Source organism: Rheinheimera sp. WS51, from assembly GCF_050936095.1.
In the GTDB taxonomy this organism is placed as follows: Bacteria; Pseudomonadota; Gammaproteobacteria; order Enterobacterales; family Alteromonadaceae; genus Alishewanella.
Map to the genome: position 1 here is coordinate 1 of NZ_JBOTRC010000029.1, position 5,101 is coordinate 5,101.

Sequence of the window (5,101 nt, forward strand, 5' to 3'; positions counted from 1 at the left end):
AGTAGCATCAGCGAACTGAGCCTGTTTCTGGTTGCCATACTGAACAATCAGGACAACGCTGGTCGTCCTTTATTATCGGACGCTATGTATAACGAAATGTTCAAGCTACAGTTGCCGGAGTCAGTTTCTGCTAATCAACGTTTTTTCTGGCGAGACAATGAAATGGGCTTAACAGGCCATATGGGTTCAGACTTAGGTGTCTTTACCGCGCTTTATTTTGACCGCAGTAGCAAAGACGGTTTTATTATTCTGATGAACCGGGGTGTAGACGACAAAGCGGCTGCAGCAATGAAGCAGATTGCCACAAAGTTAGTTTGGCTTTAGTTTGCTGATCTGATTTAAGGCAGTATACGTTTTTAGTACCTGCCTTCACATATGCTATCCAGTTTATTCGGGAACTAGCCAGTCTGGCGCTATCTGCTGTAAAAACGGCCGGGTGATACGTGCTGCCTGCCCGGCAAAATCACAGTAGTTTTCTTTTACTGTGTTAGCGTTCATCGCAACCACCAGTTGTAGTTCCGGATACAGTACCAGCCAGCTTTGAGCCCCATCAGATACGCCCCCATGATGGACAAAACTAATGGTTCTGCTCAGTGGATCCTGCTTGTTACAAAATAAGTAATTCTGTGAAAAGTGTCGCCAACCTAAGGCATAAAATTGTTCATTAACTTCGCCATTGCTGAGTTTTTGCGGTGTCCAGAATTCTTGTTGTATTGCTGCAGGGATAAAATCCGCATCAAACCAGGCAGATCCCAATCGAGCCAGATCAGCAGAGCTGGCGATTAAGCCGCCACCAGCCCATTTTTGGCTTAAGTTTACCGGCCAATGTAGTTTGGCATAACCATCGTGGTTAAAATAAAAACTTACCCGGTTCGGTAAAAGCCGGTCAGCATAGTCAGCAGACAACGAACCCAGTTGCAGTGGCTCACTAACTTCTTGTTGCAGATACTGCAAAAAGGGTTGTTGCATAGCACTTTGCAGTACTGCACTGGCCAGATTTACATCAAAAGAGCTGTAATGAAAATCTGTACCCGGACTAAACAACAGCTCACTGTCATCAAACAGTGCCAGAGCATCTATCACATCCGGAAAATTACGTTGCTTTAGTAGGGTTCTAATAGCCCCCATTCTGTCGGTATTTTCGCTATAACCTGGTAAACCAGCGGTATGAGACATCAATTGCCGTAAAGTAAAGTTTTGCCATGCCGGATTAGGCAACTGCGGCATATACTGGCTAATTGGACTATCAAGGTCGATTTCGCCGGCTGCGACTGCTCTGGCTAATGCTGTTGCTGTAACTGCTTTTGACGTACTGCCGATACGAAACTGGCTGTGTACGGTAGCCGCGGTTTGGTTGGCGAGATCAGCATAGCCTGCAGCCCCTACCCAAACTAATTGCCCGCGCCAGGCAACTGCTGCCGTTACTGCTGGTAACTGCTGCTGTTGCTGGGCCAGCACCAGTTCAGCCATAGCCTGCTCAGCGGCATTACCAAAGTCTTGCTGATACACCTCACTTTGCTGCGGCACTTTTTCAGGTAATGCTAGCCAGCCTGAAAACCAGTAACCCGCAAGCACTAATGCGGCAACAAATATAATACCAAGCAGGCTTAACAGTATTTTTTTCATCAATTATGCTCCTAAATTATGTTTTGATTCTGGGTTCAAGGCAAAGCTTCGCCTGCAGGCTTAAACGGCCCGTGTTATCAATTAATATTTTGGAAAGGTTGCTAGAGTTATCGTCGAATCATCAGAGAAGAGCTCCCTGCTGAAGTAAGTAGCCTCTAACCTCTTCGGTAGCAGCCCGATTAAGCGCCGATCTGAGCTCCCGGCCATCCATCAGCGTGGCCTCGACTTTAAGATTAACAATGGCACCTACAGCCACCAGGTATTGCACCATCTGCAGGTCGCCAAGGTAGCTGGCGTTAATCAACGGCGTTTCATCTGCCAGCACCACAGCATTAACATCAGCACCAGCCTGGACTAACTGTTGCGCCAGCTTAAGGTTGCGCCGCTGCACCGCAATAATCAACGCATTGCCATCACCTCTGCTACTGACATTAACATCGGCTCCGCCGCGCAGTAAAATATCTACCAATTCGGTGTTTTCATGGCGTACCGCCACCATCAGTGCGGTTCCTTCGCCGGGCATGGGGTGATTCAGTTGATAACCTTTTGCAATCAACTGCTGCACTTTGGCTACATCCTGCCGCTTAATACTGTCGAGTAATTCATCTAATTGCCCCAGCTGGCTTAGCTTAACCTGGCCGAACTGCTTTGGTAGTTGGGCAACCTGCCATTGCTGCGCCATAGCAAAAGTGATTAGCAGTGTCATAGATATCGCGGTAATCATCACGACAGCCAAAGGGGTTACGTGCTTGCTAGTGCCTTGCAATACATTGTTAATGCGCTGGGCTAGCAGCGGCTGTTGCTGCCATGACATGGCCAGTACTGCCGTGGCAGGGCTTGCTATTTTCTTATTGCAATCAAGTAATGTCTGAGCATACCGGTGGGGCTGCTTTAACCCGGCAACTACAGCAGCATCACAGCTTAGCTCACGATAGCGATTTAACTGTCTGCATAATAGCCGCCAGCATGGGCTCCAACAGCATAGCGTGCCGGCCAGTTGCTGCAGATAAAACGTCAGCAAATCCCGCCGCCGCCAGTGCATCTGTTCGTGCACAATTACATGTTGCAACTGCTCTGCAGATAGGCTACCAAGCCAACTGGCCGGTAACACAATACGTGGATGGCGTAAGCCCAGCAACATAGCGCTAGCAATGCCCGTGTGCTGATATAACGCAGGCGAAGTAGCTTCATAACCCGGTAAAAACAACGGCTCGGCCTGGCGCCATAAAGTGCGGCTAAGCCGGTAACTCTGATAAAAACGATAACCCTGCAGCAAACAACCTAAAGGTAATAGTAACAAAAGCCATACTGGCGGTGACAATAAGTACAGCAATTGCGGGGTTAACGCCCAGCGCTGGGTTATTTCTGTGGTTCGTTCTACTGGATACACTTCGCCAGACAGCAATTGTGTTGTTTGTGCGGACTCTGGCTGCATTGTTGCAAGATCTGTATCGAACAGGCGTGGCTCTGTTTTGTTATCCGAGGTTGGCATTAATATCAGTAAAGGCAATATAAACAGCATAACCGTTAACGCTGTCCACAGGCGCAGCATAAATTGTGGTGCGCTCTGCCATTTACTTTGGCTAAGCCAGTACAGCCAGGGTATAGTAACGGCCGCTAACCCCAGATGAATCAACAGGTAAAACAATAACCAGCTGAATTCAACCATGCTCAGGATTCCTGTTGGTTCTTGTCGGAAGCTAAAAGAGCTTTTGCATCAATTTGTGCCTGAAGATCTTGCTGCAACGCTTCAGGTAATGCTTGTTGTTCTAATAAGTGCTGCGCCAGTAACTCTGGGGAACCAGCAAAAAAACGCTGTAACAATGTGCTTAACGCCTGACTACGAGCTTCTTGTTGTACTGTTATCGCCTGATATACAAAAGCTTTGCCTTGTTTTTCGCATTGCACATGGCCTTTGTCGAGCAAAATACGGCACAAAGTCTGCACTGTAGTATAAGCCACTGCCGATTGCTTGTTTAGCTCAGCAGCAATAGCTTTAACAGAGCAAGGCCCATGCAGCCATAACACCTGCATAATTTTTTGCTCTGCTCCGGTTAACTCTGTTGATTTTTCTCTGGCCATGCCCATCACCTACTAAACAATTAGTTTTAAGTTAGCTGTTCTTTATCAAACTTACAACTAATTATTTAGTTTTTAACGATTCATTCAGCGCCAGCGCTTAAGTTTTGCCAATAAATTACCTTTCGGTTTACTCACTTGCCAGGCACTACCTACTGCAAAGTGGCAAAAGATGTCAGTTGTAGAAAAAATAAATTTTGCTATGATTGCGCGGTATTTCGGCAGCTGCTGAAACTACGCTTGCACTGCGTATTTATGCAGTAAAGTCTGGTGTTTAGTGCTTCACTTTTAAGCGCAGCAGCGGCTGATAAATGCAAGGAACCGCTCCGTTGACTCTGATTATCTGCTGCAACGGTTCACTTAACTTTTATCCGGCCCGCCGGACTAACTTTGAGAATAATAAATGATGTCAGCAGATACCCTGGTTGAGAGTCTCACCGAGCCTGTTGCTGCCGCGGCCGAGGCGGCCGCGACTGTTGCGCCTAGTGCATTAAGTCTAATTCCTCCTATTGTCGTTCTTACTATCGCTATCTGGTTAAAGCGCCCGATCCTGGCACTGGTAATGGGCGCCATTGTTGGCCTGCTGCTGGTGTCGCCCTCTGGTGCGCTGGACAATTTTGCCGAAACCTCACTGCGCGTGATGCAAGATGAAACTATTGGCTGGCTGATCCTGGTATGCGGAGGCTTTGGCTCCTTAATCGCGCTGCTGGTGCATACCGGCGGGGCTTTTGCCTTTGGCCGCGCCGCACAAAATATCGCTAAAGGCCGTAAATCATCACTGCTGATGACCTGCTTTTTAGGCATAGTCATCTTTGTTGACGATTATCTTAATGCGCTGACCGTGGGTGAAACCATGAAGCGTATCACTGACAAATACAAAGTATCGCGCGAAATGCTGGCCTATGTGGTTGACTCAACCGCCGCGCCAATTTGCGTGCTAATTCCTATCTCTACCTGGGCGGTATTCTTTGGCGGCTTACTGGTGGCCAACGATGTGGCCCCGGCCGGTGACGCCAGCGGTATTACTACCTATATTTCTGCTATCCCGTATATGTTGTATGCCTGGCTGGCGATGCTGATGGTCATTCTGGTGATCCTGGGCGTAGTACCTTTGTTTGGCCCGATGAAAAAAGCCGAATTAGCCGCGCAGCAAGCAACTATCGCTGCAACCGATGCGCCAAACTCCGCCACTACAGCGCAGGACACCCATTCAGCTGATGACTTTGCCGTGCAGGCGTTTGAAGAAGAGTTTGACCAGGCCGATAAAAGCGGCGGCAAACTGCATAACTTCCTGCTACCGATGCTGATGCTGGTGGGCTTTACCGTATGGTTTGAGATTGACGTCTGGAAAGGCTTGTTAATGACATTCCTGCTTACACTGCCACTTTACTTGCTG

The 5,101-nt window shown here is 48.2% G+C and carries 5 protein-coding genes; 2 read left to right on the plus strand and 3 right to left on the minus strand.

Annotated features, from left to right (window positions below; genetic code table 11):
* Window positions 1-324 (plus strand): hypothetical protein (locus ACRCA4_RS14725; protein WP_433190279.1); only part of this gene is annotated, 324 nt, incomplete at its 5' end.
* Between the two features lie 63 nt (window positions 325-387).
* Here the strand turns inward: ACRCA4_RS14725 and ACRCA4_RS14730 are convergent.
* The 3 genes from ACRCA4_RS14730 to ACRCA4_RS14740 all read right to left on the minus strand — a co-directional run bounded on the left by ACRCA4_RS14730 (window position 388) and on the right by ACRCA4_RS14740 (window position 3,708).
* Window positions 388-1,626 carry a serine hydrolase domain-containing protein gene (locus tag ACRCA4_RS14730; RefSeq protein WP_335738115.1) on the minus strand — a complete coding sequence of 413 codons (1,239 nt, stop codon included), beginning with the start codon at window positions 1,624-1,626 and terminating at the stop codon, window positions 388-390.
* Between the two features lie 121 nt (window positions 1,627-1,747).
* Window positions 1,748-3,295: a M56 family metallopeptidase gene (locus ACRCA4_RS14735; RefSeq protein WP_335738114.1), complete on the minus strand. Its 1,548-nt coding sequence runs from the start codon at window positions 3,293-3,295 to the stop codon at window positions 1,748-1,750.
* A gap of 2 nt (window positions 3,296-3,297) precedes the next feature.
* Window positions 3,298-3,708, minus strand: a complete 411-nt coding sequence (locus ACRCA4_RS14740; protein ID WP_335738113.1) for a BlaI/MecI/CopY family transcriptional regulator — start codon at window positions 3,706-3,708, stop codon at window positions 3,298-3,300.
* Between the two features lie 400 nt (window positions 3,709-4,108).
* On the opposite strand from ACRCA4_RS14740, the gene ACRCA4_RS14745 reads away from it, so the two are divergent.
* Window positions 4,109-5,101: Na+/H+ antiporter NhaC family protein (locus ACRCA4_RS14745; RefSeq protein ID WP_433190284.1), on the plus strand; the 993-nt coding region annotated here is incomplete at its 3' end.